The organism is Paraflavitalea speifideaquila (assembly GCF_032395985.1).
Taxonomy (GTDB): domain Bacteria; phylum Bacteroidota; class Bacteroidia; order Chitinophagales; family Chitinophagaceae; genus Paraflavitalea; species Paraflavitalea speifideaquila.
In genome coordinates this window covers 159,311-183,540 of the sequence record NZ_CP135920.1, presented here as the reverse complement: position 1 = coordinate 183,540, position 24,230 = coordinate 159,311, and the positions used below count along the sequence as shown (strand labels likewise).

The window sequence follows — 24,230 nt, the reverse complement described above, 5'->3', positions numbered from 1 at the left end:
TATTGTGCTTGACACTTTGCATAGTGGATCATTGCCAGAACAGGGAAATGCACGTATCACTAAATTAAATATAGGGACATTGGTTTATAACAAAGTTGCAGGTGATCAGCAGGGAGTTGTTTATAACACGCTTTCTGCTCCCACCGGCGGCCAGTTTCAGCTAGTATTACCGGATGGCAGCAAAGTTTGGCTAAACTCTTCTTCTTCTATCCGGTTCCCGACTGAATTCAGCGGGGAAGAGCGTAAAGTAGAATTGACCGGTGAAGCCTATTTTGAAGTGGCAAAAAATCCAACCCTTCCCTTCAGGGTTTCCGTATCTGGCATGTATGTAGAAGTATTAGGTACTCATTTTAATATAATGGCGTATGGCGATGAAAGCTCGATCAAAACAACACTGCTTGAAGGATCTGTACGTGTAACAAAAGGTTCGTCCGCAAAAGTATTGACGCCCGGTCAGCAATCAAAAATGAATCTGAAGGGCGATATAAATGTAGTAGACGCGGATCTTGAACAAGTTATTGCCTGGAAAAATGGCTACTTCCAATTTAGCAGTGATGACATTGAAACGATCATGCGGCAGGTAGCAAGATGGTACGATATAAAGGTTGTTTACAAAGACAAAATTCCGGGCGGAGGTTTTTCCGGTATTGTAAGCCGGAAAAATAATATCTCACGTGTATTGAAAATTCTACAGGATGGTGGTGTGCAGCTCAGGTGGAAGGGAAAAAAATAACTGTACTATAAAATCATTAAGCATTTTTTATAACCAAAAATATAAAGGAGGAACTCAAAGAACTAAACTGCTATAACGATTTATTTTTCCTGGCCTGTTAAAAGAAAACCAGGAGCGTTCGCACCGCCCCTGGCCGGTATTTGGGCCTTTAAAATTGCAAACGGTATTGATTGCTTAATTGTTTAACCCAAACTGAACAAATATATGAAAAAACGATCTGCTTTGCCATTGCCTGCACAATGGGTGGCAATAGCCAACAAAACTTTGCTTGTTATGAAACTTACCGCTGTATTATTAATTGCAGCCTGCTTACAGGTAAGTGCCGAGGGGACGGCGCAGAAGGTATCGATATCTCAAAAGAATACGACACTTGAAAAAGTATTTAGAGAACTACATCGTAAGACAGGCTATGAATTTTTTACAAGGATGAAATATTGCAAAAAGCAAGACGATTTGATATTAACGTCGTGAACGCGACTATCGAAGAGGTACTGGAACAGTGTTTCAAAAATCAACCCCTGCATTATACCATTTCAGATAATGTGATCAGCATTAAAGAAAAACAACCGGAACAATCACCGGCTTCGGGGCCTCCACCTATTGATATAAGAGGAACAGTGTACGACGATAAAGGAAAGCCATTGGCTGGTGTATCCGTTTTGGTGATCGGTGAGAAACAAGGTGTAAGTACAGATGACCGAGGCACTTTTTCCATCACTGTTTCCGAGAATGCAGTATTGAGCTTTAGTTATATCGGTTATAAAACAACTACAGTAGCCGTAAAAGGAAAGAGGACTATCGATATTACACTCTCTCCCGATATAGCATCCATGAGCGATGTGGTAGTAGTCGGATATGGTACACAACGGAAAGAAAATCTTACGGGAGCTGTAGCAACAGTATCTTCCAAAGAGTTAGACAGCCGTCCGTTGACCACTCTCGGCCAGGGTTTGCAAGGATTGGTTCCTAACCTGAATATTGATTTTACTAACGGCAAACCGGGCACCGGGGCCAATTTTAATATCAGGGGCACTACTTCTATTAATGCAGGCAGCACCAAAAATGGTGAAGGCTTAGGAGGGCCATTGATTATAGTAGATGGTACGCAAATGGATCCCAATCTTATCAACCCGGCGGATATAGAAAGTGTAACAGTATTAAAAGACGCGGCTTCAGCGGCTATCTATGGAAGCCGTGGCGCTTTTGGTGTAATACTCATCACTACCAAAAGTGGCAAAAAAACAGCGGCTTGCGTGTTAACTATTCCGGTTCTTATACGATCACGCATCCTACACGCTTACCTAAATATCTCAATTCTGTAGATTATATCGGTATGCATCGTGAAGCAGACCGCAACGGGCAACTTAGCGGTGGCTGGACGGCTTCTTTCCCATTCACTGAAACGGATTCAATCATGGCGGGCAAATATTTTACAGACCCCGCTAATAATCCAGGTGGCTATCCTGATCCCAGTAATTCTTCTAAATACCGGTATGTTGGCAATACAGATTGGGTAGATGTGCTGTATCCTGATTGGAGACCACAACAACAACATAATATCTCCATTTCAGGTGGCTCAGAAAAAACTTCATTCATTGGTTCTCTGGGTTATTTTGACCAGGAAGGCATTTTGAAATATTCAAATGAAAGGTACCAGCGTTTGAATCCCAGTTTGAAGATCAGCACGGAAGCAACATCATGGTTGACACTTAATCTTAAGGCTACGTTGAATCACATCAGGAGTAACGCACCCACCAGGCCAACTAATGGTAATTCCGACAGTTATATACAAGGTGATTCAAGACCTAATATGCCGGTGTATAACCCGAATGGTGTTGATTTTGCCGGACAGGGAAGCTGGACCAATCCCGTTGCGGTAATGATGCAAAATGGTCGTGACATACTTACCGCCAATGATCTTTGGTTTACCGGCGGAGCGGTCCTTACTCCCTTAAAGAATGTAAGGATCAACGCGGATTATACATTCAATAACTATTCAGGTTTTCGTCAGCAGGTGCAAAAACAATTCCCGGAATACGGCGTAGATCATACATTCCTGAACTATTATCCCTGGACGTATCCTGATGCAACAAATGAGGCCAGCACCAACAATAATTACAATGCGCTTAACCTGTATGCCAATTATGAAAATACATTCAATAGTTTGCATTACTTCAAAGCTACCGTTGGTTATAACCAGGAGTACAGGTATTATAAAACAATTAATACAAGTGCTAAAAACCTGATTGATCCTGGCACTCCTTTTATTGGCTTGAATTCGGATGATAAACCGTTTGTAAGAGGAAATGAATATGAATGGGCTTTGAACGGTCTTCTATACAGGCTTAATTATATTTTCAATAATAAATACCTTCTTGAAATTGATGGACGATATGACGGAACATCATCTTTCCCAAAAGGCAAGCGATTTGTTTGGTCACCTTCTGCATCAGCCGGCTGGCGCATTTCGGAAGAGAAATTTTTGAACCGCTGAAAGGGACGATTAATGATCTGAAGATACGGGTATCGTATGGCAAATTACCTAACCAATTGTTTAACCCTGCCAATCCATCCAACAGCAGCATTTATCCATATATAGCCTTGTTGCCTACAGGAATGTCGGGCCATATCTTCGGTTCGCAGCAAAATATCTATGCAGGTGCTCCTGGCCTGGTTAGTCCTGACTTCACCTGGGAAGATGTAATAACAAAAGACATTGGTTTAGATTTTTCTTTATTTAAAAGCCGTTTGACAGGTAGCTTCGACTGGTATATAAGAGAAACGAAGAATATGCTGGTTGGCGGTCAGCCATTGCCGGGCGTATTAGGTACTTCAGCTCCATTGAGAAATGCAGCGAACCTGAAAACCAAAGGATGGGAGCTGAGCCTCAACTGGCGTGACAAGATCGGTCAGGACTTTGATTATTCTGTTCGTTTAGGTTTGTCTGATTATGTATCTACCATTACTAAATATGATTTGAACCCGACGAAATCGTTAGGAAGTTATTACGTAGGACAAAAATTTGGTGAGATATGGGGATTTGTTACCGAGGGATATTTTGCCACGGACGCTGAAGGCGCCAACTATGACCAGTCTCAATTGAGCAATAATACACAAATGGCCGGGGATATTAAATACGCAGACCTCAACAAAGATGGTAAGATCACTTATGGAGATAATACAGTATCCAATCCAGGTGATCGTAAGGTTATTGGCAATAGTACGCCACGCTACCAATATGGCATCAATCTTACTGCACGATACAAGAGTTTTGATCTCGCTGTTTTTTTCCAGGGCGTTGGTAAAAGAGATTTTCTGCCCGGTGACAATGCCTTCTTTGGTTTTTATTCAGAATGGAGCGTTCCGTTTGCTTATATGAAAGATCATTGGACGCCACAAAATCCAAATGCTTATTTCCCCCGTTTACGATTTGGTGGTGGAAGCAATTTCGAAACGCAAACCAAATATTTGCAAAGCGCAGCCTATTGCAGACTTAAAAATCTTTCAATAGGATATACGCTCCCAACGGATATCATCAATTGTATAAGAGTAAAAAGCCTGCGGGTTTATGCAACGGGCCAAAACCTGTTTGAAATTACTAAACTCTTTGATGCATATGATCCGGAGATCATCGGATTTGGTACGTACCCGCTAAGCCGCGCTATTTCATTTGGGGTGCAATTGGGTTTATAATAAACATTCATGAAGGATTAAATTTTAAAACACATGAAATGAGCCATAAAATTTTCGAACAAATTCATACGAATCGTGAAGAAAATTTTTATGGCGAATTCCATCTGGCAAAAAGCAATAAAAAATATACAGATGAAATCGAAAATTATATATATAGTGATTATTTCAGCGCTATTGTTTTCGGCCTGCAATAAGCAACTCGATCTTTATCCAAAAGATTCATTGAGCGAACCCACTTTCATTAAAAATGCCAACGACCTTGCATTGTTTTGTAACCAGTTTTATTCAAGCCTGCCGCTTCAAAACAGTACATGGACAGAAACAAACTCTGACAACGAAGTACCACTTGACCGCGACGATTTTCTTTCGGGCAATTATACAGTTCCTGTTACCGGCGGTGGTTGGGATTGGGGCCAGATCAGGTCATGCAACTATTTTTGCAGCGGTATCAAAAGCCGATGCGGATGCTGCCACCAAAAGCAAATACGCTGCCGAGGTTCGTTTTTTCCGGGCATTATTTTACTGGCAAAAAGTAATACGTTTTGGTGATGTACCCTGGATTAACAGGGATCTTACGGATACATCAGCATCATTACTGTATGCGCCTAAAACTCCACATAAACAGGTGATGGATTCTGTATTGGCAGATTTAAATTTTGCCGTAAGCAATCTTCCTGTCCTGAGTGAGGTTGATCCCGGCCGGCTTCATAAGTATGCAGCACTGGCATTACTATCGAGGATAGGCTTGTGGGAAGGCACATACAGAAAATATCATGGATTGAGTGATGAAACCGTTTATTTAAATGCAGCCGTTACGGCTTCCGAAGCGATCATCAACTCTGGCAACTATGAGATATGGTCAACTGGTAAGCCGAATACAGATTATTATAATCTTTTTATCCAGGAAGATCTTTCCGGTAATAAAGAAGCTATTCTGCCCAAGATATATATTCAAAACGCTTTGACGCACAATTTGACCAGGGAATTGGGAGAAAGTGGTACAGGGTTGAGCAAGAATTTCGCCCGTTCTTTTCTTTGCAAAGATGGCTTGCCTACTGCATTGAGTCCTTTGTACAAAGGTGATGACTCTCTCGATGCGGAAGCTACCAACCGCGATCCAAGATTTTCGCAACTGATCGCTACAAAAGGATTTGTATTAAGAAAGAATTCTGATGGATCGCAGGATGTTTTTACACTACCGCAAATAGGTACTTCCACAGCTCCGACTGGATATATGATCATTAAAGGTCTTTCTCCTGATCCGGCACAATGGAATGCTGCACAATCTACGCTGGATCTGTTCATATTTCGCTATGCTGAAATATTATTAAATGAAGCGGAAGCAAAAGCAGAGTTAGGGCAATGTACGCAGGAAGTGTTGGATAAAACTATCAATAAGATACGTGACAGGGTGGGCATGCCACATATGATATTAGGTGCGTTGGTAAAAGACCCAAAATCAGATTTCCCTGCATTACCTGCTTTATTGGATGAGATACGCCGTGAAAGAAGAGTGGAACTGGCATTGGATGGTTTTCGTTTGAATGACCTGTTGCGCTGGAAAGCCGGCAACCTTATTGAAAATCCTGAAACTATTTTAGGAATGAAACTGGTGCCTGCTATACGTGCTCAATATCCTCCCGGCCAGGTAAACAGCGTGCAGGTAGATGCCAATAATTATATACGGCTGTATACAAACATTAATTCCCGGGTGTGGAATAATAAAATGTACCTGTACCCGATACCCATCCAGGAATTAACCTTAAATCCAAATTTAAAACCGCAGAATACTGGTTGGTAGCAACATATTTAATTGAGGCAAGTATTAGTGGGAAAATAAGAATATAAAGATAGCATTGAACGGTGTGGTCACCATTGCCCGATTTCAGCAAGTAGCAAGTGGCAGTTTTAGTTAGACAAAGCAGCCGTTCGAAAGGGCGGTTGCTTTTTAATAAACCATTGCGTGTAGCTGAAGGGAAGTATTTAAATTTTATAGCGAATCTAATAACACATGAATAAGTTTTTGTTGCTTGCTATTTGCCTGCTTACAGAAAAACAGGTTTTCTCACAAACTTATATTGAGCCTGCTGCTATCGAAAAAAAGATGCAATGGTTTCAGGATGCCAGGCTGGGTATCTTCATTCATTGGGGTATCTATGCTGTGAATGGTGTATTGGAAAGCCATAGTTTTTATCACAGGACAATGAGCTACCAGGATTATATGTTACAGTTGAATGGATTCACTGCATCCCGTTACGATCCACAGGCATGGGCCGATCTTATTAAAGAGTCCGGCGCCCGCTATGCAGTCATTACCGCCAAGCATCACGATGGTGTAGCATTATGGGATACCCGTTTGAGTGATCTCAGCATTGCGAAAAAAACACAGGCAAAAGAGATGTATTGACGCCGTTTTACCAGGCGTTACGAAAAATAATATTAAATGCGGCGCTTATTTTTCACTGCCTGACTGGTCGAATAAAGATTATCCAGGAGTTCTTCGCGATAGTACACGATACAAAATAGAAGATGATTATCCCCGCTGGAATAAGTACAGAAATTATTTCCAGGGACAGATCATCGAGCTTATGGATCAGTTCAAACCTGACTTACTATGGTTTGATGCCGATTGGGAAAAAACGGCTGAACAATGGGAATCGCAAAAAGTACGGCAGATCGTTCTTTCGCGTAATCCAAATACTATTATCAACGGAAGATTACAAGGGTGGGGTGATTACACAACTCCCGAACAAAACATACCGGTGATCCGTCCTCAATTTCCGTGGTGGGAACTTTGTTATACGATCAACAATAGTTGGGGGTATCGGCATAAGGATATGAACTGGAAAACACCCGGCGAGATCATCAGTGTGTTTGCCGATGTTATTTATAATGGCGGTAATCTATTGTTGGATATAGGGCCAAAGGAAGATGGTACCATACCCGATGAGCAGGTATATGTTTTGAAAGAATTGGGTAAATGGACAAAGAAACACGAACGGGCCATCTTTAGTACAATTGCCGGAATTCCGCAGGGACATTTTTTTGGGCCTTCAACGCTTTCGAAAGATTCCACTACACTTTATCTTTTTCTTCCCGCGAAAACGTATGGACAGGTTTTGGTAAAAGGGCTGGACAATACAGTCTGTGAAATATCTGTTGTGGGAAATAACACAAAACTGTCGCATAAAATAGTGGGTAAAGTGTCGTCCATTCCCGGTTTGTTATTTATTGATGTACCGCAAAAAGAAACCGATGAGCACATGACCGTACTTGAATTGAAATTAAATGGTCCTTTAAAATTGTATCGGGGACAAGGTGGTTTTGAATGAAGAAAAGTGGATTAGTGTGCCGACAAAAATTCTGTTTTCTAATTTTAAATTTCTAACAGTTTATATACAAATAAAATTATCATGAATCATAGCTATCTTTTATTGCAAATAAGAAAATGTATTGTTGTCATTGTTATAACAGGTATTCTCGTACCATCGGCAGTTCATGGACAAACAGCTCCGCTGCCAATAGGGCCGGTGCCAAATGCGCGGCAAATTGAATGGTATCACCGTGAGATAATAGCATTTTTTCATTTTGGCATGAATACTTTTACTAATGACAATGAAGGTGATGGAACAGCGAGTCCAAAACTCTTCAACCCGTCCGCGTTGGATTGCAACCAATGGATAAACGTACTGAAGAATGCTGGCATCACCAGTGCCATCCTGGTTGCCAAACATGCCGATGGTTTTTGCAACTGGCCAAGCGCCCACACCAATTATTCAGTAAAGAATAGTCCCTGGAAAAATGGGAAAGGCGATGTTGTAAAAGAATTCACAGATGCATGTAAAGCTGCAGGTATCAAAGCAGCTATTTACCTGGGGCCTCATGACCGACATGATTCAAGGTATGGAACAGATGACTATGCTGACTATTACGCCGATCAGTTATCGGAGTTGTTGAGAAATTATGGTTCTATTTGGGAAATATGGTGGGATGGTGCTGGTGCTGATAAGTTGACCACAGCTTACTATACACGCTGGGCAGATACAGTTCGCAAATTGCAACCCAATTGTGTTGTCTTTGGAACAAAGAATTCTCATGCTTTTGCCGACTGCCGCTGGGTGGGTAATGAATCTGGCATAGCGGGTGATCCGTGCTGGTCAACGATCAATCCTTCATCCATAAGAGATGAAGCACAGCACATCAAAGAATTGAATGAAGGTGAAATCAATGGTACGGCTTACATACCTGCCGAATCTGATGTTTCCATCCGCCCAAGCTGGTTTTACCATCCCGAAGAAGATATTAGAGTAAAGACAGTTGAGGAACTTTGGGATATTTATTTAAAATCAGTTGGTCGTAATAGTGTGTTGTTATTGAACTATCCGCCGAATAAAGAAGGATTGATTTCTTCTATTGATGCGCAACGCACAGATAGTCTCCGCTATCTGATTTATGGTACTTTTAATACCAATCTGGCCAGCGCTGCTAAAATAAAAACATTACATCCGCGAGGAGCGAATTATACTCCACTCAATATGGTGGATAATAATGAGAAGAGTTATTATGCCACGTCTGACGCTTTTGCCACTGATACTATAATTTTTAATTTAGGCTCCAAAAAGACATTTGATATATTAATGTTGCAGGAAGTAATTGAGTTAGGACATCGCACTAGTGGTTGGTCGGTTGACTATTCAATAAATGGCAAGAGCTGGACACCGATACCGGAAGCAACCGGGAAGCAATCCATCGGGTATAAATGGATTATCAAATTCAAACCGGTAACAGCGTCAAAAGTCCGGCTTAGAATTACATCAGGTAAAGCTTGTACGGCGATTCATACATTTGGGATTTATAAGCAACAATCGGCAAAGCCATAAACCATGGAATAAAGTTGCAACGAGTGAGGTAGGAGCAGAGCAAATTAAAACATCTGTGAAACTTAAGCCTGGAGTTTTAACGCTATGCTGACAATGGTAAAAGAACTTCAGTTGATTGATACCGACCCACTTTTGCCTGACTTAAAGATTAAGTAGAATTCCACGGATTTACTCAGCTATACTAATTTTTATAAATTCACCTGTTTGATTTTCTTAACTTTGATCTCATGGATAAGAAAAAAGTGCGTTCGGTTTCGCAGTTCAATAGTGATCTAAAGCTTAAGGGATTTAATGTGTTCTAGATAGAAAGTGATGGGAATGCCACACGTATTTACAGTAGAAAGGATTTTTATAAAATTTGCCTTACGACAGGTAAAAGCATCATTCACTATGCCGACAATAGCTTTGAGATGGACGGCACCATTTTGTTTTTTGGCAATCCACATATTCCTTATTCCTGGGAAACCATCTCTACTAGCTATGTAGGTTATACCTGCCTGTTTTCCGAAGATTTTTTAAAAATTTCAGACCGTTCTGAAAGTCTTCAGCAATCACCTTTGTTTAAGATTGGAGGTACACCCATTTTAAAGATATCAAAGCAACAACGGAATTTTTAAATACCATTTTCCGGAAAATGATTGATGAACAAAAGACAGATTATGCCTATAAAGATGAGTTGATCCGTAATTACATTAACCTGATTATTCACGAAGCATTAAAATTGCAGCCTTCGGAAAACTATGACCAACATAAGAATGCTGCTTCCCGGATTACTTCTGTTTTCCTGGAACTTTTAGAAAGACAGTTTCCTATTGAAAATGTCCCTAGCACATTCTAATTTTTTTTATAAACCTCCAGGCATTGTCAATAACGATCCTACACAATTTAGTTTAAAATTAAACTCCATTACTGAATATGGAAATAACACCGTCTCTCCCAAGTTGTATTCTTTTGACTATAATGCTACCCCATTGGTGCCACGTGGTATTTACGGGCAAGACAAATGGGGCTTCAATAATGGGCAGTATGGGAACTATACGCTGATTCCGGCGCAAACAGTTTATTGGCAGACAGCTCCCTATTCCATTGGTCATGCTAACCGGTCCGTCGATGTTAATGCAATGCAGGGGTGGATGTTAAAAACAATTGCATGGCCGACAGGTGGAAAGACTGAATTTGTTTATGAGCCCCACCAGTATTATGCCGGCCAGGTAATAGTTCCGGTAAGCAAAACTGCAGCAGCAGTATCTGATATCCAACTGACCGATGTGAATACATTTACCTTCCCTTCGTCCAGCGCCTCAGACACCAGGATAAATATTTTTATTTCAAGATATAATTTTACGGGCGTAACAGCCCCGACCGAGGTGACAGTAAAAGACATTACCACAAGTACCCAAATATACTTTGCTACCAATACTACAGCAGAGCAGGACATATCGATAGATAACCAGATTACACTCATACCCGGCCACAATTATGAGTTGAAGGTTCAACTCTTCACTACCGTTCCTTTCCACCACTTTTGGTGATAAAACGGACACCACAAAATTTGCCATCCGCTATCTGCGTACCACACACTGTGACCTGTTCTTTGCCGACGCAGTCATCCTGATAGAAGGCCCGGCGGAACGCATGCTGGTACCTTATTTCATCAAACATCACTACCCCGATCTCGCAAAATGCTATATCGCCCTGCTGGAAATCGGAGGCAGCCACTCTCATACCCTCAAACCATTACTGCAGGATCTGGGCATCATTACCCTCATCATCACAGATATTGACACCATCGATCCGGCAAAAGACCGCACCTCAGTATTGCCAGAGAGAAACTAAGGGTACCTCACCAACAATACCACGCTAAAACACTGGAAACCCGCCAAAGAATCAATTGACGACCTAGTGGATGTCAAAGACGATCCTGCAGATACTTCCGCAATAAAGGTTTTATATCAGAAGCCGCTTTATAGCAAGCTTAGCAATGACAAAGAACAGGTAGAGGTTATTCCATACACGTTTGAAATTGCGCTCGCCTTTGAAAACATTACACTATTTAGCAACCTTGCCGGTAATGGGCTTATAAAAATTCAATGCTGCGTTACAGCTCACCACAGTCGCCGAGGCCAATCAAAACCTTTTGAAGCGCTGGAAAAAGGTAAAAAGGCTGAATTCGCTCTGGAGCTACTGTACTTGGAAGATCCAGCAAGCCTGAAAACACCGGCCTACATATCCGGCGGACTGGAGTGGTTGAAAAATAAGTTAACTAAAACAGCCAAGTAATTATGCCTGATATAGCCGTAACAGCTAGTGACCAATCGCTTGATGACCAGATATACGCTGGACTCGATTTCAATGATCCCAAAAGCTTTTTCTTGTTCGCAGGAGCAGGCTCAGGAAAAACTCGCTCGCTAGTAAATGTGCTGGTGAGAATACGAGATCAATCCGATCTGACCCTCAGGTTAAACAGAAAGCAGGTGGCGGTGATTACTTACACCAATGCAGCCAGTGACGAGATCAAACATCGCCTTGATTATAATCCTCTTTTTCTGGTTTCCACCATCCACAGCTTCGTTTGGGAGCTTATTAAAACCTATCAGACTGATATACGTGACTGGCTCAGCAAGTCAATCCAGGAGGACATCAAAAAGCTAGGGGCGGAAAATGCGAAAGGAAGAACCGGCACAAAAGCTGCCGCGGAGAGAGATGCAAGTATTCAGCAAAAGCAAACAAGGCTGGCAAGCCTTAACAATATCAGACAATTCACCTATAGCCCTACCGGGCAGAATAACAGCAGAGATTCCCTTAATCATTCAGAAGTTATCAAGATGACGGCAGATCTCCTCAGAACAAAACCTCTGATGCAGGAAATTCTGGTAAGTCAGTTCCCCATTTTATTTATAGATGAAAGTCAGGATACCAACCGCGCACTCATTGACGCGCTTTTCGCTGTGCAACAGGCACACAGCAAAAGATTCAGCCTGGGCCTCTTTGGAGATATGATGCAAAGAATCTATGCAGATGGGAAGATAGATTTGGGACAGAACCTTCCCGGAGACTGGTTAAAGCCTGTTAAAACCATCAACTATCGCTGTCCGGTCCGCGTTGTGACCCTGATCAACAAAATCAGAAGCCAGGTCGACAACCAAATGCAGAAGCCCCGAGAAAATCAGATTGAGGGGCACGCCAGACTCTTTATTGCTACCCGAAATGGCGGCGATAGGGATTCGATAGAAAACAACATCGCCGCACAGATGTCACAAGTTACACAAGATGAGTTATGGAGTGGCGCCGGAGCAGACATAAAAATCCTGACCCTTGAACATCACATGGCAGCCAGCAGAATGGGCTTTTCAACCCTTTTCGAAGCCTTGTCAAAAGACGAGAAGCTGCGAACCGGATTATTAGATGGTTCGCTGGCTGGCATCCGTTTCTTTACACAATTGATCCTTCCTATTGCAAAAGCCGGTGCTAATGGAGATTCCTTCGCTATCGCAAGAATCACCAAGGAAGCCTCTCCTCTGCTCGCGAAGCAACTCATAAAGGAAGCGGAAAATCCCCGGGATATCTATCAGCAAGTAGATCGAGCAGTCCAGTCCCTTCTGTTGCTTTGGAATGATAATAATGTACCCCGCCTGATTGACATAATAAATGAGGTCGCCGATACAGGCTTGTTTACTTTGCCGGAATTGTTTTCCATAATTATCAAAGTCCAAGACGAAGAACTGAATGAAGCCGAGAATGACACTGATGGGGAAGAGGACGAGAGTGATACATCAATAGCAGCCTGGGAAGAAGCGCTCAACTGTTCATGGAAAGAACTGGAGCATTATAATTATTATATAACAGGTCAGTCCCGCTTTGATACTCATCAAGGTGTAAAGGGTTTACAATTTCCCCGAGTTATGGTGATTATTGACGATGAAGAAGCTAGAGGATTTATGTTTAATTATAGCAAGCTATTCGGTGTACAGCCTTTATCGGATAGTGACAAAAAAATTTACGAGATGGCAAGGAGACGAGCGTCGACAGAACAATGAGACTTTTTATGTAGCCTGTAGCCGCGCGGAAAAAAGCCTAGTAATAGTTGCCTATACGGACGATCCAGCAAGACTTCAGAATAATGTCATTCAGAAGGGCTGGTTTTCTGTTGACGAGGTCGTAATAGTTTAAGCCGAATAATACTCAAAAACCCACTTTTTAGTACGAGTATCATTGCTTTTAATTTGTTTGTTTAGGGTTGGCTCTCGATCCATCAGCAGAAGCGGAGGTTTCAGGCACAAAGGCCCCTGCATGTTTGGCCGCATGGACCAGGATAGAATCCATTTCTTGCCGAAGTTCCTTACCCGAATTGTTGTACAGGTTCTGCCAGCCCTTGATGACGGGATCTTTTTCAAGCCGGAGTATTTCCAGGGAGGTTTGGTTGTTCTGCCAATTTACACAATACTGATACAGGTACATAATCCCGATCACAACCGCTAGCCACATTAGCCACCGCCCGAAAACAATCTTATAAAACAGTTTCGCATCCTGGGGAGGGAACAGCAGGATTTCAACCTTTCGCACAATGCTTTGGGGCTTCTGGGAGATCGCGTGGATCATCTTATATATACCACGGTTGACCTCAGCCTTTAACGGCGCCAGGTCCACTGCCGGCACTTCCACCTTAAGCGCCGCCACACGTTCTTTGAAAGTGGCTACTTCCTGGTGTAGCTGCCCAACCTTACCAGCCATATTATTCAACACACCTGAAATGATTTCCTGTTGCTCGATGACCTGGGATATCAGCAATTCCAGGTTCTCAATCTTGCTTTGTTCTTGATTATTTGTACTCATAGTTTTACGTTTTTAGTAGTTATTAAGGACGTGGTTTCTTTATCTTCTTTTTTTCTGGATTAGTCGGAATTCCGGATCGATGGATTGGGAACCATGTACCGGCTCAAACAGACCCTGAAGGAGATTGCCTATCGAAATAGACAGCTCCTCTATTTCCTGGCTTACCTTGTATGCTGACGAAGATTTGTACTTGTGTTCCGCCCTTGCCTTGGCAAGAAGTTGTTGAGTAGCGGTGATTGGTCTTGGCATTGGGGGCTCGGCGACAGCCTGTTTTTGCAGCCGTTCCAGTTCGGCCACCTTTTCGAATAACCGGGTATTGAGAGCAAGGGCTTTCTCGATGGTCGCCAGGGAGAACCCGACTTCACTACCTTTTGTCCTAACTTTCTTATCATCGATGAAGGTGATCCCCGGCCTTTCAATACCTGATAGCCGAGGTCTTTCATCCCCTGCTCAAAACCCTGGTAGGTGGAATGGCGAGAGAGGGTTTGGGCGATGTCTACCCGCAATTTTTCTTTTCGGGAATCATGTCTCTGCTGCTGTCGCTGTTCCTGGGTCTGGAACTGCCGGGGACTTTGCACTTCTCTCAAGCGGTATTCCTGTTCCATCCGCCGGCAGAACTCGGCCGTTCTACGGAAGTTGTTTCTGTCGCTGGCAACCTTGCCGTCAAAGCCAACCCTGTTGGCAACAATATGTATATGTTGTTCAGGGTGTTATTGTGCAGGATCACTATGTATTGGTTATCCTGGAAGTTGAATTCACGAGCTAACTTCTGGGCGATGTCTACCCATTGTTCTTTTGAAAGGCTATCACCGGGAGCCAGGCGCAGGGAAAAGTGAAAGACTGGATTTTCTACCCGGTCGTTTTGCTTAGCGACCCGCATGCATTCTTTTGAAAGTTGCGCGGCATTACCGTAGCACCTATTATAATACAGCACCTCCGCCCTGTCTTTATGCTGCAGCCCGTCCTCCTTCATCATCCGTTCCTTCTCCTCCTCGGACAACTCTCGTTTGTCGTTCAGATTGTAGCTGATACAACCGTAGAACCCTTTTCCTACTTTGGAGCGGCCGATCATTGCAGGTAATCTTGAAGTTGTTTGACGATCTTCCAAAGACCCTCGGCGAGGTCACGGACCTTGTTGCGGTCTTCGGAAGTGAACACTTGTGCCCTGGTATGCCAGTATCTTACCAGTTGGTTCAGGTTATTGCCGATGGGACCCAGGTGGCCGTTTAGTTCCAATAGCACACTTTGCGGTACCCTCAACTGTTTGGTTGCCGGACTGTCAACCTGTCTATTCATGGCAATTGTTACCAGGAACTTTGAGACGGAATACCCTAATGCATTCGCTTTCCCTTGTATTACCTGCTTTTCATAGACTGAGCATTTGATGGTGATGATCTTCGTTTTTCGCTTTCGGCTGTCTTTCTTTGGTCGACCGCCCTTGCCTTTATCGGCCTGTTTTTGTGGTTCCATGTCTTTGAATTTTTGAATGCGATAGCATGAGAAAAAATCGTCCCCGAATGCGCCAGCATGAGGGGCCAGCAGTTTTGGTATTACCAAAACATAGCTGGCTACTCCAGCTTCGAAAAACGCTCCTATCACAAGGCAGGAAACCTGCTACTGGCAACGAAGTCTGTACACCGCCTACGCGGCCCGTATTATACCGCTTGTCTTAAGGGCTAAGCGGTAGCACACCGGCGATAAGATCGCGGTACCTGTGGTGCGCTTAGGCTACCACGCGTTATGGTATTGCTGGTGTTTGGAAGGGCCTGCCGTGCAGGATTTCAGGTGGCATTGCAGGCAGCACGTACCCCAAATATAGAGCGGACTTTCTGGCAGCGTGGCAATTTTGCCAGGGGTGAACTTTCGGTTATCCGTTGGTATCGCTGTTAAACAATTTGTGTGTTAACCCATTTCTGCGCAGGCTGTCTTTGAACTCAACCCAGATCCTTATCTGAAAATCTGCCAATTCAAAAGGTCTTCTTCGGTTAAACCGTAGGGATTGAACACGGTCGTACGGGTCTTCTTGGGTGGTGCTTTCGCCGGTGCTTCGGCTCCCTCTGCAGGAATTTCTTTTGCTTTGACTTCTACCTGCTGTTCGGTGAAGGAAAGAATATTGGGTGTGCCTCCTTCACCGATCTGAAAGGATTTGTTGATGGCCAGGCTGTTTCCGAAAAGTTTGATCTCTTTACCTTTCAGGAAAAGCAGCGAACGTCTTTTGATGTCTGCCATAATCTTGTTTTTTATTGGTGATAAATTTGTCCGGCTATGTTTTTTGTGCCGGGAGGTTTACAAATGTTGCCTGCGAGAGTGGCCGTTTTGTTGGCGGGCCTGGTCGATCTGCAGGGCGATCTTTCGGGCATGGGCGAGCGACTGGCTTTCCTGGTGCAGGTGAATAAGCCAGTGGTTCAGGTCTTTGTACCCTTGATAAATTGTACTTCGGCCCTTGTAGAGGAGGCTACTATTTAATAATTGCTGTGTACGTTTCCGGCCTGCATCGTCCTGATCGAGGTACAGGTTTACCTGCCGGTGGCGTTCCATCAGTGGTTTACTGGTTTCAACGAAGGAGAGAGAGTTTAAGACCAGGTAATTGATCTCGGAATGTTGCCAGATCAGGTTGAGGGTTTGGTAGGATAGGAAACTAAAGAATCCCTCAAAAACGGCGACTTCCTTCGCTTGGTGGTCAAAGAAAGTGGTCGCTTTGGGCGACCAACTTCCTTTGAAATAGGGATTTCTAAGTTCATAGCCTCCCTGGTCGTTTGGAAATCCGATAGCGTAATACTGCCGGTCTCCCCGTTCGTACCTCACTTCTTGGCAAAACTGCCGGACGAGGTCAAGTGACACGCATCGCTCGTCCACGTACCGCAGGAGCGCGGCGGCCGACAGGGGCAGGGCCGACACCACTCGGATCTTTTTCTTTTCACCGGCCACCGCGCTTGCTGCTTGCGTAGGCTGGCCGGGGAAAAGTCGGTCGCCGGACTGGGAAATGCGGGGAACTTGCTGGTGAAGAGAAAGATAGTTTTCCAGCCGGACCACGGCCTGGTTAAAGGTTTCACTGAAGGACATCATGCAGAAATCGATAATCGTTCCTCCTTTTCCCGTTCCATGGTCGAACCAGAGGTTTTTCACCCGATCAACTTTAAAGGAGGGGTATTTTCTTCCCTACCGGGAGCAAAATACCAGGCATCATTACCGCTCAACCTTACCGGATTGATCGCATGGGAGGCCATAAACTCCGTCTGCTCGATCGCCTTGACCTTTTGCCAAAGTTCCTTTTTCATAGTCCTGGATTTTTGAAGGGGTTTTTGGACTTCTGTTTCACGTATTCCAGCACCTCGGAATACAGGAAGTAAACCCGGCCACCTTGTTTGTGGAATGGTAGACCCTTATTCATCCAGTCATGAAGGGTTACGAGGGAAACCCGGAATTTTCCAGCGATCTCCTTTCGGGACAAGAGTTTCTCGGGTTCGTCGTCGGTTGGCTCGGCACTTTTCAGCGTGTTGTTCTCTAGGTATTCCTTCAGTGCCTCCCTGATCCACCGCCTGAAGTCGTTTTCATTTGGAATAAAGAAAGTGTCCATAAAAAAAGTTTTATAGACACAAATCTGGATTAGCGGAATACAAAAACAATGAGGGATTAATCAGGTACGGCGTACCATTAGATTAAACTCGACTAAAGTCGATTATAGATAGCAAATAGAACTTATACCCAGGAGTACATGATCAATTTTGAATATCGGATACACTCAATTGGAAGATCATTGATTGAGATTGGCGCGTTAACCAGCCAAAATTCAAACTGGCTGACCTTAAAAGGGGGTGGGATATGAGGTCAATCTCCCTAAACGAGCTAAAACTGTTGCGCCCGGCCCTGCAGGTTTCACTAGCGGGTGTTTATCCCATAAACCTATATCGGTCATACCGAAGGGTATTAAAAAGATACGGTAAATGGTCCGTCGCCACTTCTGCGGATGATAGAGGCAGAGAAGCAGCCCTCAGCGCTATTAGTGGTGCCGCGATCATGCTCGGCAGGCTTGCCCTTGCCTGTACTCGCATGGCAGAAAATAATAGGCTAACGGCTGGTATTATCCTAGATGTTCAATTCAAATGGCAGCTCGGCGTGCAACCTGGACACGTTCGGAAATAAACTGGGCCATTTGCTTAGGAGTGAAGCTTTGAACATTGATGTACCCATCGGTCGGCAATATTCCTTTAACAGGCTTATCGTCAACCTTAAAATACATGATTCGGTCATATTCCTTGTTGAAATGGAGCGCCTGAATTGCCCTAAATTCCAGTCCACACCACTTTTTAATATCATAGTGCCCCGATAAAAATACCACCAGCAACCTTGCTCTGTTACCATAGAGGTCTAAAAGAAGTTGATCTAGGGCGGGTCGGGCCAAAGCAGACTGGTAATCGAAGTCATAGAAAATCTTACCAGCGGGTAGTATCTTCTTTAACTCGGACAAAACGTCCTCTACTAAAGTCCGTGATTCACCAGGAAAAGAAAAGGCAACTTCAAAAATACCCTTAACAACGTCCATCGTATCTACTGGGCCATGACCAACCGGGACCTTGATCCCAAGCGCCTCCATCTCCTCACGCAAATCGACATCCTTTACAGCCCAATGGGATCTGTTAAATTCATACCGTTGAATATCCAAGGCCGACTGAAGATCTTTGAGTTGGTTCTCATCAATCCAAGGGTGTAGTTGATGAATTTCATAGTCCAGCAAGATCTCTTTGGATCGTACCCTCACCTTAGTCAACCACCCGAATAATGGTGGCTGCTTCAAAAAGGATTCAAATGCAAAAATGCAGGGTATTGACTTGAGTTCGTCAATTGATTTGGCGGAAAAGTCTCCTAACCGGGAGACGATCGATGCGTCAGTATATTCCTTCGTAGTAACGCACCTCTCCCTTTCAATGGTAAAGGTCTTACCATTCCAGGCATCATCTTGCGCCGTGATGATCAAGTTGTACATGGCAATGCAACGGTTGTTTAGTTTTGATGAGTAGTTTTTGTCTATTCAGCTTGCTGAATAGACAAAGTTATGGATAAGGGTAATATACCCAAATCACTTTTAACCACCACCCACCACCGCTTTCTCGTGAAATTAGCGAAGACGCATATCCATTTTTGCACAGGACTATGTATCACGAATTGAAATCATGATTATTGAAAGTCACAATACATCTGATGATAGGCGAAGAAGCCAAAAGCTATCGAACCTTCAATTACATTAACTAATATCGTCCTCACCATAAAAAAATTCTCTCAATGCAATTTCAAGCTTTTTCAGTCTTCTATCGCCAGTTTTGGTTGCAGCCTCTGTTTCTGTTACAAGCTTGTTAACCGTGTTAAATCTCCGAAGCTGCTGATCCTCAAAATGAAGTCGCAAAATAGAGGTCACATCTGTTTGGGAAAACTGAGTAAAAGCTTCACGCCAACTTTACCTTTCCCTTGAACGCTTCTTAGCTCCCGTAAAGTAAACAATAGTTGAATGAAAGATTCGATGTGAGTAGTGTTGGTGATTTTTATCTTTCCCACCAGATAGTCTTCCTGCAACACCTTGATCGTAGCCGTCAATTGATTCTTAACCTCCTCTATTTGAACTGCGGTTAGTGGACCTGTAGAGTCAACAAGAGTGGTAGCAGGTGACACGCTAACTGCAGGAGTAATAGAGAGCTTATCTAAAGCAACCCGTTCATTGTTAACCCAATCCAGGGCAGCCTGCAGCCTTTTGGCTCTCTCATAACCATTCTTCAGATTCAAGCGGGCGTTCAGCTCCGTTTTCAAGAAGGTCAGAAAAGCGCCTTTATCGGAATACTCGTTATAGTGAAATCTAAGGTATTTAGTTCCTTCCGGCGGGCTGAACTCGTATAGCTGGTTGAACGCCTCATTGTAATAAAGTGCAGCAAACGGCTCCTTATCGAAATACAGATAGAAGTCTTCTTCATAGCCACCAATCTTATATTGAAAGTAAGGTGTGAATCCCGACCTTTTGCGAAAACCAAGGTCGCCGAGGATATTACGAAGCAGGTTTTTGCGGAAGAAAATCTTTTTAAGCTCATGACACTTCAGGTTTAAATTTTATGTCATCAGCCATAAGTAATATAAGTAAAATTTCGGAAACACTTTCACAGTATTGCCTACCTACCTAAGAATAAAGTTAGCCAGGCTAAAGTAAACAGGACTTATTTTAGTTCAACTTCATCTCTTTAATGCTTTTTTAACAGAATCTAAAGAGATAACCGTTCGCGCTCGGCCAAGACAGGTACTACGGTGTCAATCGAGTAGGAAGTAGGGGATTATTTCCCCTACTGTCCTCTCACACCACCGTACGTACCGTTCGGTATACGGCGGTTCCTTAATTTAGTTGTTGAGCCACCAGATAAGAGTCCGTCAGCATTGTATACCCAGCTGCCCTCAGACGTTCGTTAGTTAGGGTCGTTGACAACACCCAACTGTTCGCCAGATGCCAGTAACCTTTACGCGAGTTCGCGTATTCTCGGCCTTGGCCTTGTTGACGCCTAATCTCACAAGATTCGCCATTCTGGTCTTGATCTGTTTCCATTGTTTCCACACAACCATCCTGATTCTCCTGCGATACCATTCGTCAGCTTTTAGCATCAGTTTGCGCATATCTGCCAGCCGGAAGTAATTCACCCATCCAACTATAAATTGTTTGAGTGCTTCCTTCCTTCTCGCATTTCCCCAGCCGTTACTTCTTGAAGTTAACTCCCTGATCCGACTACGCATCTTTCCTATACTCTTTGGGTGGATTCGCAGGCGGCCTTCACCTTTATTTGATAAAAGGAGTGGCCAAGGAACTTAACTCCTGTGATGGAGGCAACGGTACTCTTCTCAACGTTTACTTTCAGATACAGTCTTTGCTCAATGTACCTTATGATGCTTCCCATTGTCCGACTTGCTCCTCGTTTGCTTTTGCATAAAATGAGTAGATCGTCTGCATAGCGAACAAAGCAGTGGCCCCGGGTCTCCAGTTCCCTGTCCAACTCATTAAGCATGATATTGCTCAATAGCGGGCTCAACACTCCGCTTACACAATTGGTAACTTTTATTATTTTGCTCATTTTGGGCCTCTTTTAGGGGTATGGAGTGCCTGATATCTATGATATCATCCCCTACTATAACCTCCTTTACAAGCAGCCTTAAAATCTTCTTTTTCTCTTTTATGTCCAGTTGATTAACATTTAGACCTAACTGACTGGTAAAACTCCCTGCATCCAATAATTGAAGTCGCTGATCCAGTGCGAGCTCATGATTTTTTAAGTTCTCTAGCTCTTTCTCAGTCATATTTATCCGCTTCTGCAACTCAGGCATTCTTTTTCTTAACTGCACTATAGTAATAAGGCCTTCCTGATATGCATCTAACAATTTATCCATTGATTGAGATAATTTTGTTTTCTGCTTTTCTATTGCAACCTTTTGCTGTACCACGGGACTTGCCTTCCTGGTTTCTTCAACTCTTTTTCTACTTCTCTTTGGATAAGCATAGGTTCTTCCAGCAACTGCACTATTTGCTGCCATACAATGCTGTCCAGGTAATCCTGCCTTAGGGGTTTACAATTACACTTTCTCACTCCTTCGAAGCGATAAGGATCGGAACCAAAACAACGGTAATAATAAATCCTATTCTTTGCCGAGGTTTCCGTATACGTCCTGTACAATGAATAACCACATTCGCTACACACCATCATTCCTTGTAGTAAGGTTTCCACTTTCGTGTTCCTCTGGGAATGAAGCTTATTGGTCTTTAATCTTTCCTGAGCAATATCAAAAGTCTCCTGGCTGACTATTGCCGGCACAGGGATCTCTATCCATTCTTCTCTGGGCTTTTCTCTGTTACAACCATTCTGTACTACATATCCACCTTTTGCCCTTAAAGGCTTGGTTATTCTTTGACGCTCTGCATGTTCAGTCTTTCCGTAACATGCTTTACCACAGTAGGCAGGATTACGCAGCATTGCCCAGATTACTGATCGTTCCCATTTTCCTATATTTTTTTCTTGTCGGTATCTTTTCTGCAGTAAACTTTTTGGCAACAGCACCTATGCCACAAAAGTCTTCCGCATACATACGGAACATCTCTTTTACAACTAAAGCTTCCTGCTCATTTATTTCATAGCATGCTGCCACATCATCTGTCTTCTTAATATAATTATAGCCATACGGAGCGCCACATAATACACTCACTACTCCCGACTTTGCTTTAAAACGTTTACCTCGGCGTGACCGCTCTTTAATAATGGCCCGCTCATATTCAGAGATCATTCCCTGGAACTGTAACAACAATGCTTCTTCGGGCGTGTCTGCTTTCGGTGAGTTAATAAATAATACTTCTGTACCGCAAGATGCAAATTCATCCAGTAAAACGACTTGGTATGCATAATTTCGGCTTAACCGGTCAGGGCTATAAATTAATACTGCCTGTATCTGACCCTCAGCGCTCAAATCCCTTACTTTTTCAAGCCCAGGACGAACCAGTATGGCACCACTGTACCCTTCGTCTCTAAATATGTATTCTTCCGGAATCAGGTAACCCTGCTCTTGTGCAAAATGCAACAACTCATCCACCTGACTGCCGATAGTCTTATTTTCCTTCTGCTGACCCGAGGACACTCTCGTATAAATCGCTCCTGTTTTCATATACTGACATTTTTCTATTAATTGAGTAGAAACTTGTTCAGTGAAAACAACTGGCCTGTTGGAGGGAATGAGGAGATGATATACCTGCGAGAGCTTTTGCTCCCACAACCTGTCATAGGTAAATGATATCTTAACTTGTTTCTCCTTTTTGGGCATGATCCGACTTTGCTAAAAATTCTTCCAGCGCAGTATGGACCACCTTGCTGATCGATAACCCTCTGGATCCCGATAGCTTCTTTATCCGCCTGATCAGTGTAGGTGGCAACTTGACGGTAAACACGACAGAACTTTCCGGTATCGACATCTTTTCGTTGATTTCCCTGGCTAATTGGATATAACGATAGGCCTGGATTTGAGATACCCCATACTTCTGCATCAACCGCTCTACAATCTGCGGCTGAGGTTTGCCCTTTTGCAGCAGAGCAAAAGCCTGGTTGATGCGTTTGGCTAATTCCGAATTCTGTGATCTTTCCATTTATCATAAATGTACTACTTTTTATGGTATTATAAAAATTTACCCCTTTTAACCGATGCCCGCCTGGAAAACTCAATGTTTGTGGGTGTGTACGTAAAGCTAGTGGGCCGCCCTGGGGTACGCCAGTTACCGTAGTTTCAAACTTATTAGCTGTAATCACTCCCGCCTGAAGATATCTGTGGATCAGGGATATCACCCGTCCATCTTTGATTGTTCCGCATAACACCTCAACCAGTTTACTTTGATTGACTGTATCGAAGAACTTCTCCAGATCAAGGTCCACGGCATAGTTGTAGCCCTCCGTAATATAACGCTGGCATTGTCGTAGAGCCTGATGGGCGCTGCGTTTAGGTCTGAACCCGTAACTGTGTGATGAAAACTGTTTCTCGTAAACCGGTGACAGCACTTGTGTAATTGCCTGTTGTATCACCCGGTCAACAACGGTCGGGATGCCAAGCTGTCTTTGCCTGCCATCTTCTTTGGGTATCAATACCCGACGTACTGGATTGGGCCGGTAAGTTCCCGCCAGTATGGATGTTATCAGCGCTTCCTTTTGTTCAATGAGATAGTCCTTCAAAGACCCGACTTCCATCTCGTCTACGCCCCCGGCTCCTTTGTTTTGTATCACCCTTTTATAGGCTGCATTCAGGTTCGCTGGTGACAGGATTTGTTCTAACATTCCATACCCTGTTTGCTCAACACTTGTAAGGTTGTTTTCAGTTATCCACATGGAAGTCTGCACTCCTACATAGTCTTCGGATGCTGTCCTGTTTTTCTGTAGGAAGTTATCTTGCGATATTTTCTGCTTTCTACCTTTCATGCGGTAACATTCATTTACTACTTACTTCTTAAGGTTTGACCCTTCTGCGCAAGAGTCGTTCTGCCATACTATGGTCTCGGCTGACTTCTCACAGCAAATCTTATTTCAACCGCGTTTCTTACG

Annotated in this window: 31 protein-coding genes; 15 read left to right on the top strand and 16 right to left on the bottom strand. The window is 43.5% G+C overall.

The features are described 5' to 3' along the window. Positions 1–31: 31 nt before the first annotated feature. The 15 genes from RS881_RS01290 to RS881_RS01220 all read left to right on the top strand — a co-directional run bounded on the left by RS881_RS01290 (position 32) and on the right by RS881_RS01220 (position 13,343). Positions 32–733 (top strand): FecR family protein, encoded by a 702-nt coding sequence (locus tag RS881_RS01290; RefSeq protein ID WP_315819424.1) that lies wholly within the window; start codon positions 32–34, stop codon positions 731–733. A gap of 204 nt (positions 734–937) precedes the next feature. Beyond that, positions 938–1,204, top strand: a complete 267-nt coding sequence (locus RS881_RS01285; protein ID WP_315819423.1) for a hypothetical protein — start codon at positions 938–940, stop codon at positions 1,202–1,204. After that, positions 1,201–2,055: a SusC/RagA family TonB-linked outer membrane protein gene (locus tag RS881_RS01280; protein WP_315819422.1), complete on the top strand. Its 855-nt coding sequence runs from the start codon at positions 1,201–1,203 to the stop codon at positions 2,053–2,055. The genes RS881_RS01285 and RS881_RS01280 overlap by 4 nt, the downstream gene beginning before the upstream one ends. Next, positions 1,983–3,227, top strand: a complete 1,245-nt coding sequence (locus RS881_RS01275) for a SusC/RagA family TonB-linked outer membrane protein (protein WP_315819421.1) — start codon at positions 1,983–1,985, stop codon at positions 3,225–3,227. Before RS881_RS01280 ends, RS881_RS01275 begins: the two co-directional genes overlap by 73 nt. Then, entirely contained in the window at positions 3,167–4,426 is a 1,260-nt protein-coding gene (locus RS881_RS01270) for a TonB-dependent receptor domain-containing protein (protein WP_315819420.1), read from the top strand. The genes RS881_RS01275 and RS881_RS01270 overlap by 61 nt, the downstream gene beginning before the upstream one ends. Positions 4,427–4,772: 346 nt before the next feature. Beyond that, a complete protein-coding gene (locus tag RS881_RS01265; RefSeq protein ID WP_315819419.1) occupies positions 4,773–6,227 on the top strand; it encodes a RagB/SusD family nutrient uptake outer membrane protein in 1,455 nt (484 codons plus the stop codon). Between the two features lie 210 nt (positions 6,228–6,437). Then, complete coding sequence (locus tag RS881_RS01260; protein WP_315819418.1) at positions 6,438–6,833, top strand: alpha-L-fucosidase; 396 nt, start codon at positions 6,438–6,440, stop codon at positions 6,831–6,833. Continuing rightward, positions 6,787–7,758, top strand: a complete 972-nt coding sequence (locus RS881_RS01255; protein ID WP_315819417.1) for an alpha-L-fucosidase — start codon at positions 6,787–6,789, stop codon at positions 7,756–7,758. Before RS881_RS01260 ends, RS881_RS01255 begins: the two co-directional genes overlap by 47 nt. A gap of 81 nt (positions 7,759–7,839) precedes the next feature. Next, positions 7,840–9,306: an alpha-L-fucosidase gene (locus tag RS881_RS01250; RefSeq protein WP_315819416.1), complete on the top strand. Its 1,467-nt coding sequence runs from the start codon at positions 7,840–7,842 to the stop codon at positions 9,304–9,306. A gap of 410 nt (positions 9,307–9,716) precedes the next feature. Then, positions 9,717–9,923: a hypothetical protein gene (locus RS881_RS01245; RefSeq protein WP_315819415.1), complete on the top strand. Its 207-nt coding sequence runs from the start codon at positions 9,717–9,719 to the stop codon at positions 9,921–9,923. Positions 9,924–9,940: 17 nt separating this feature from the next. After that, positions 9,941–10,144: a hypothetical protein gene (locus RS881_RS01240; protein WP_315819414.1), complete on the top strand. Its 204-nt coding sequence runs from the start codon at positions 9,941–9,943 to the stop codon at positions 10,142–10,144. A 103-nt stretch (positions 10,145–10,247) separates the two neighbouring features. Next, positions 10,248–10,838: a hypothetical protein gene (locus RS881_RS01235; RefSeq protein ID WP_315819413.1), complete on the top strand. Its 591-nt coding sequence runs from the start codon at positions 10,248–10,250 to the stop codon at positions 10,836–10,838. A 103-nt stretch (positions 10,839–10,941) separates the two neighbouring features. Next, positions 10,942–11,142 carry a TOPRIM nucleotidyl transferase/hydrolase domain-containing protein gene (locus RS881_RS01230; RefSeq protein WP_315819412.1) on the top strand — a complete coding sequence of 67 codons (201 nt, stop codon included), beginning with the start codon at positions 10,942–10,944 and terminating at the stop codon, positions 11,140–11,142. 66 nt (positions 11,143–11,208) lie between these two features. Continuing rightward, positions 11,209–11,586, top strand: coding sequence for a hypothetical protein (locus tag RS881_RS01225; RefSeq protein ID WP_315819411.1), 378 nt, complete (start codon positions 11,209–11,211; stop codon positions 11,584–11,586). 2 nt (positions 11,587–11,588) lie between these two features. Beyond that, positions 11,589–13,343 (top strand): UvrD-helicase domain-containing protein, encoded by a 1,755-nt coding sequence (locus tag RS881_RS01220; RefSeq protein ID WP_315819410.1) that lies wholly within the window; start codon positions 11,589–11,591, stop codon positions 13,341–13,343. A gap of 181 nt (positions 13,344–13,524) precedes the next feature. On the opposite strand, the gene RS881_RS01215 is transcribed toward RS881_RS01220, so the two are convergent. From RS881_RS01215 to RS881_RS01155, 16 genes are all read right to left on the bottom strand, one after another. Beyond that, positions 13,525–14,139: a hypothetical protein gene (locus tag RS881_RS01215; protein WP_315819409.1), complete on the bottom strand. Its 615-nt coding sequence runs from the start codon at positions 14,137–14,139 to the stop codon at positions 13,525–13,527. 161 nt (positions 14,140–14,300) lie between these two features. Further along, positions 14,301–14,828 (bottom strand): relaxase/mobilization nuclease domain-containing protein, encoded by a 528-nt coding sequence (locus RS881_RS58855; RefSeq protein WP_350340365.1) that lies wholly within the window; start codon positions 14,826–14,828, stop codon positions 14,301–14,303. Then, positions 14,723–15,211, bottom strand: a complete 489-nt coding sequence (locus tag RS881_RS01205; protein ID WP_315819407.1) for a relaxase/mobilization nuclease domain-containing protein — start codon at positions 15,209–15,211, stop codon at positions 14,723–14,725. The genes RS881_RS58855 and RS881_RS01205 overlap by 106 nt, the downstream gene beginning before the upstream one ends. Further along, positions 15,208–15,609, bottom strand: a complete 402-nt coding sequence (locus tag RS881_RS01200; RefSeq protein ID WP_315819406.1) for a plasmid mobilization protein — start codon at positions 15,607–15,609, stop codon at positions 15,208–15,210. The genes RS881_RS01205 and RS881_RS01200 overlap by 4 nt, the downstream gene beginning before the upstream one ends. Before the next feature lie 477 nt (positions 15,610–16,086). Continuing rightward, positions 16,087–16,368 carry a hypothetical protein gene (locus tag RS881_RS01195; RefSeq protein ID WP_315819405.1) on the bottom strand — a complete coding sequence of 94 codons (282 nt, stop codon included), beginning with the start codon at positions 16,366–16,368 and terminating at the stop codon, positions 16,087–16,089. A 57-nt stretch (positions 16,369–16,425) separates the two neighbouring features. Beyond that, a complete protein-coding gene (locus RS881_RS01190) occupies positions 16,426–17,265 on the bottom strand; it encodes a DUF8464 domain-containing protein (RefSeq protein WP_315819404.1) in 840 nt (279 codons plus the stop codon). Further along, positions 17,262–17,417 carry a hypothetical protein gene (locus RS881_RS01185; protein WP_315819403.1) on the bottom strand — a complete coding sequence of 52 codons (156 nt, stop codon included), beginning with the start codon at positions 17,415–17,417 and terminating at the stop codon, positions 17,262–17,264. The genes RS881_RS01190 and RS881_RS01185 overlap by 4 nt, the downstream gene beginning before the upstream one ends. Next, a complete protein-coding gene (locus tag RS881_RS01180; protein ID WP_315819402.1) occupies positions 17,414–17,716 on the bottom strand; it encodes a helix-turn-helix domain-containing protein in 303 nt (100 codons plus the stop codon). The genes RS881_RS01185 and RS881_RS01180 overlap by 4 nt, the downstream gene beginning before the upstream one ends. Positions 17,717–18,238: 522 nt before the next feature. Next, on the bottom strand, positions 18,239–19,123 hold the full coding sequence (locus tag RS881_RS01175) for a hypothetical protein (RefSeq protein ID WP_315819401.1): 885 nt from the start codon (positions 19,121–19,123) through the stop codon (positions 18,239–18,241). A 425-nt stretch (positions 19,124–19,548) separates the two neighbouring features. Continuing rightward, positions 19,549–19,914 (bottom strand): hypothetical protein, encoded by a 366-nt coding sequence (locus RS881_RS01170; protein ID WP_315819400.1) that lies wholly within the window; start codon positions 19,912–19,914, stop codon positions 19,549–19,551. 669 nt (positions 19,915–20,583) lie between these two features. Then, positions 20,584–20,901 (bottom strand): group II intron maturase-specific domain-containing protein, encoded by a 318-nt coding sequence (locus RS881_RS58850; protein ID WP_350340074.1) that lies wholly within the window; start codon positions 20,899–20,901, stop codon positions 20,584–20,586. Between the two features lie 5 nt (positions 20,902–20,906). Further along, positions 20,907–21,170: a reverse transcriptase domain-containing protein gene (locus tag RS881_RS58845; RefSeq protein WP_350340073.1), complete on the bottom strand. Its 264-nt coding sequence runs from the start codon at positions 21,168–21,170 to the stop codon at positions 20,907–20,909. Beyond that, complete coding sequence (locus tag RS881_RS01165; RefSeq protein WP_315819399.1) at positions 21,163–21,693, bottom strand: hypothetical protein; 531 nt, start codon at positions 21,691–21,693, stop codon at positions 21,163–21,165. The genes RS881_RS58845 and RS881_RS01165 overlap by 8 nt, the downstream gene beginning before the upstream one ends. After that, the gene (locus RS881_RS58840; protein ID WP_350340072.1) at positions 21,579–22,130 is read right to left on the bottom strand and encodes a recombinase family protein; all 552 of its coding nucleotides are present in this window, start codon (positions 22,128–22,130) and stop codon (positions 21,579–21,581) included. Before RS881_RS58840 ends, RS881_RS01165 begins: the two co-directional genes overlap by 115 nt. After that, positions 22,120–22,812, bottom strand: a complete 693-nt coding sequence (locus tag RS881_RS01160; RefSeq protein ID WP_315819398.1) for a recombinase family protein — start codon at positions 22,810–22,812, stop codon at positions 22,120–22,122. The genes RS881_RS58840 and RS881_RS01160 overlap by 11 nt, the downstream gene beginning before the upstream one ends. Positions 22,813–22,829: 17 nt before the next feature. Continuing rightward, the gene (locus tag RS881_RS01155) at positions 22,830–24,107 is read right to left on the bottom strand and encodes a group II intron reverse transcriptase/maturase (RefSeq protein ID WP_315819397.1); all 1,278 of its coding nucleotides are present in this window, start codon (positions 24,105–24,107) and stop codon (positions 22,830–22,832) included. Positions 24,108–24,230 lie beyond the last annotated feature (123 nt).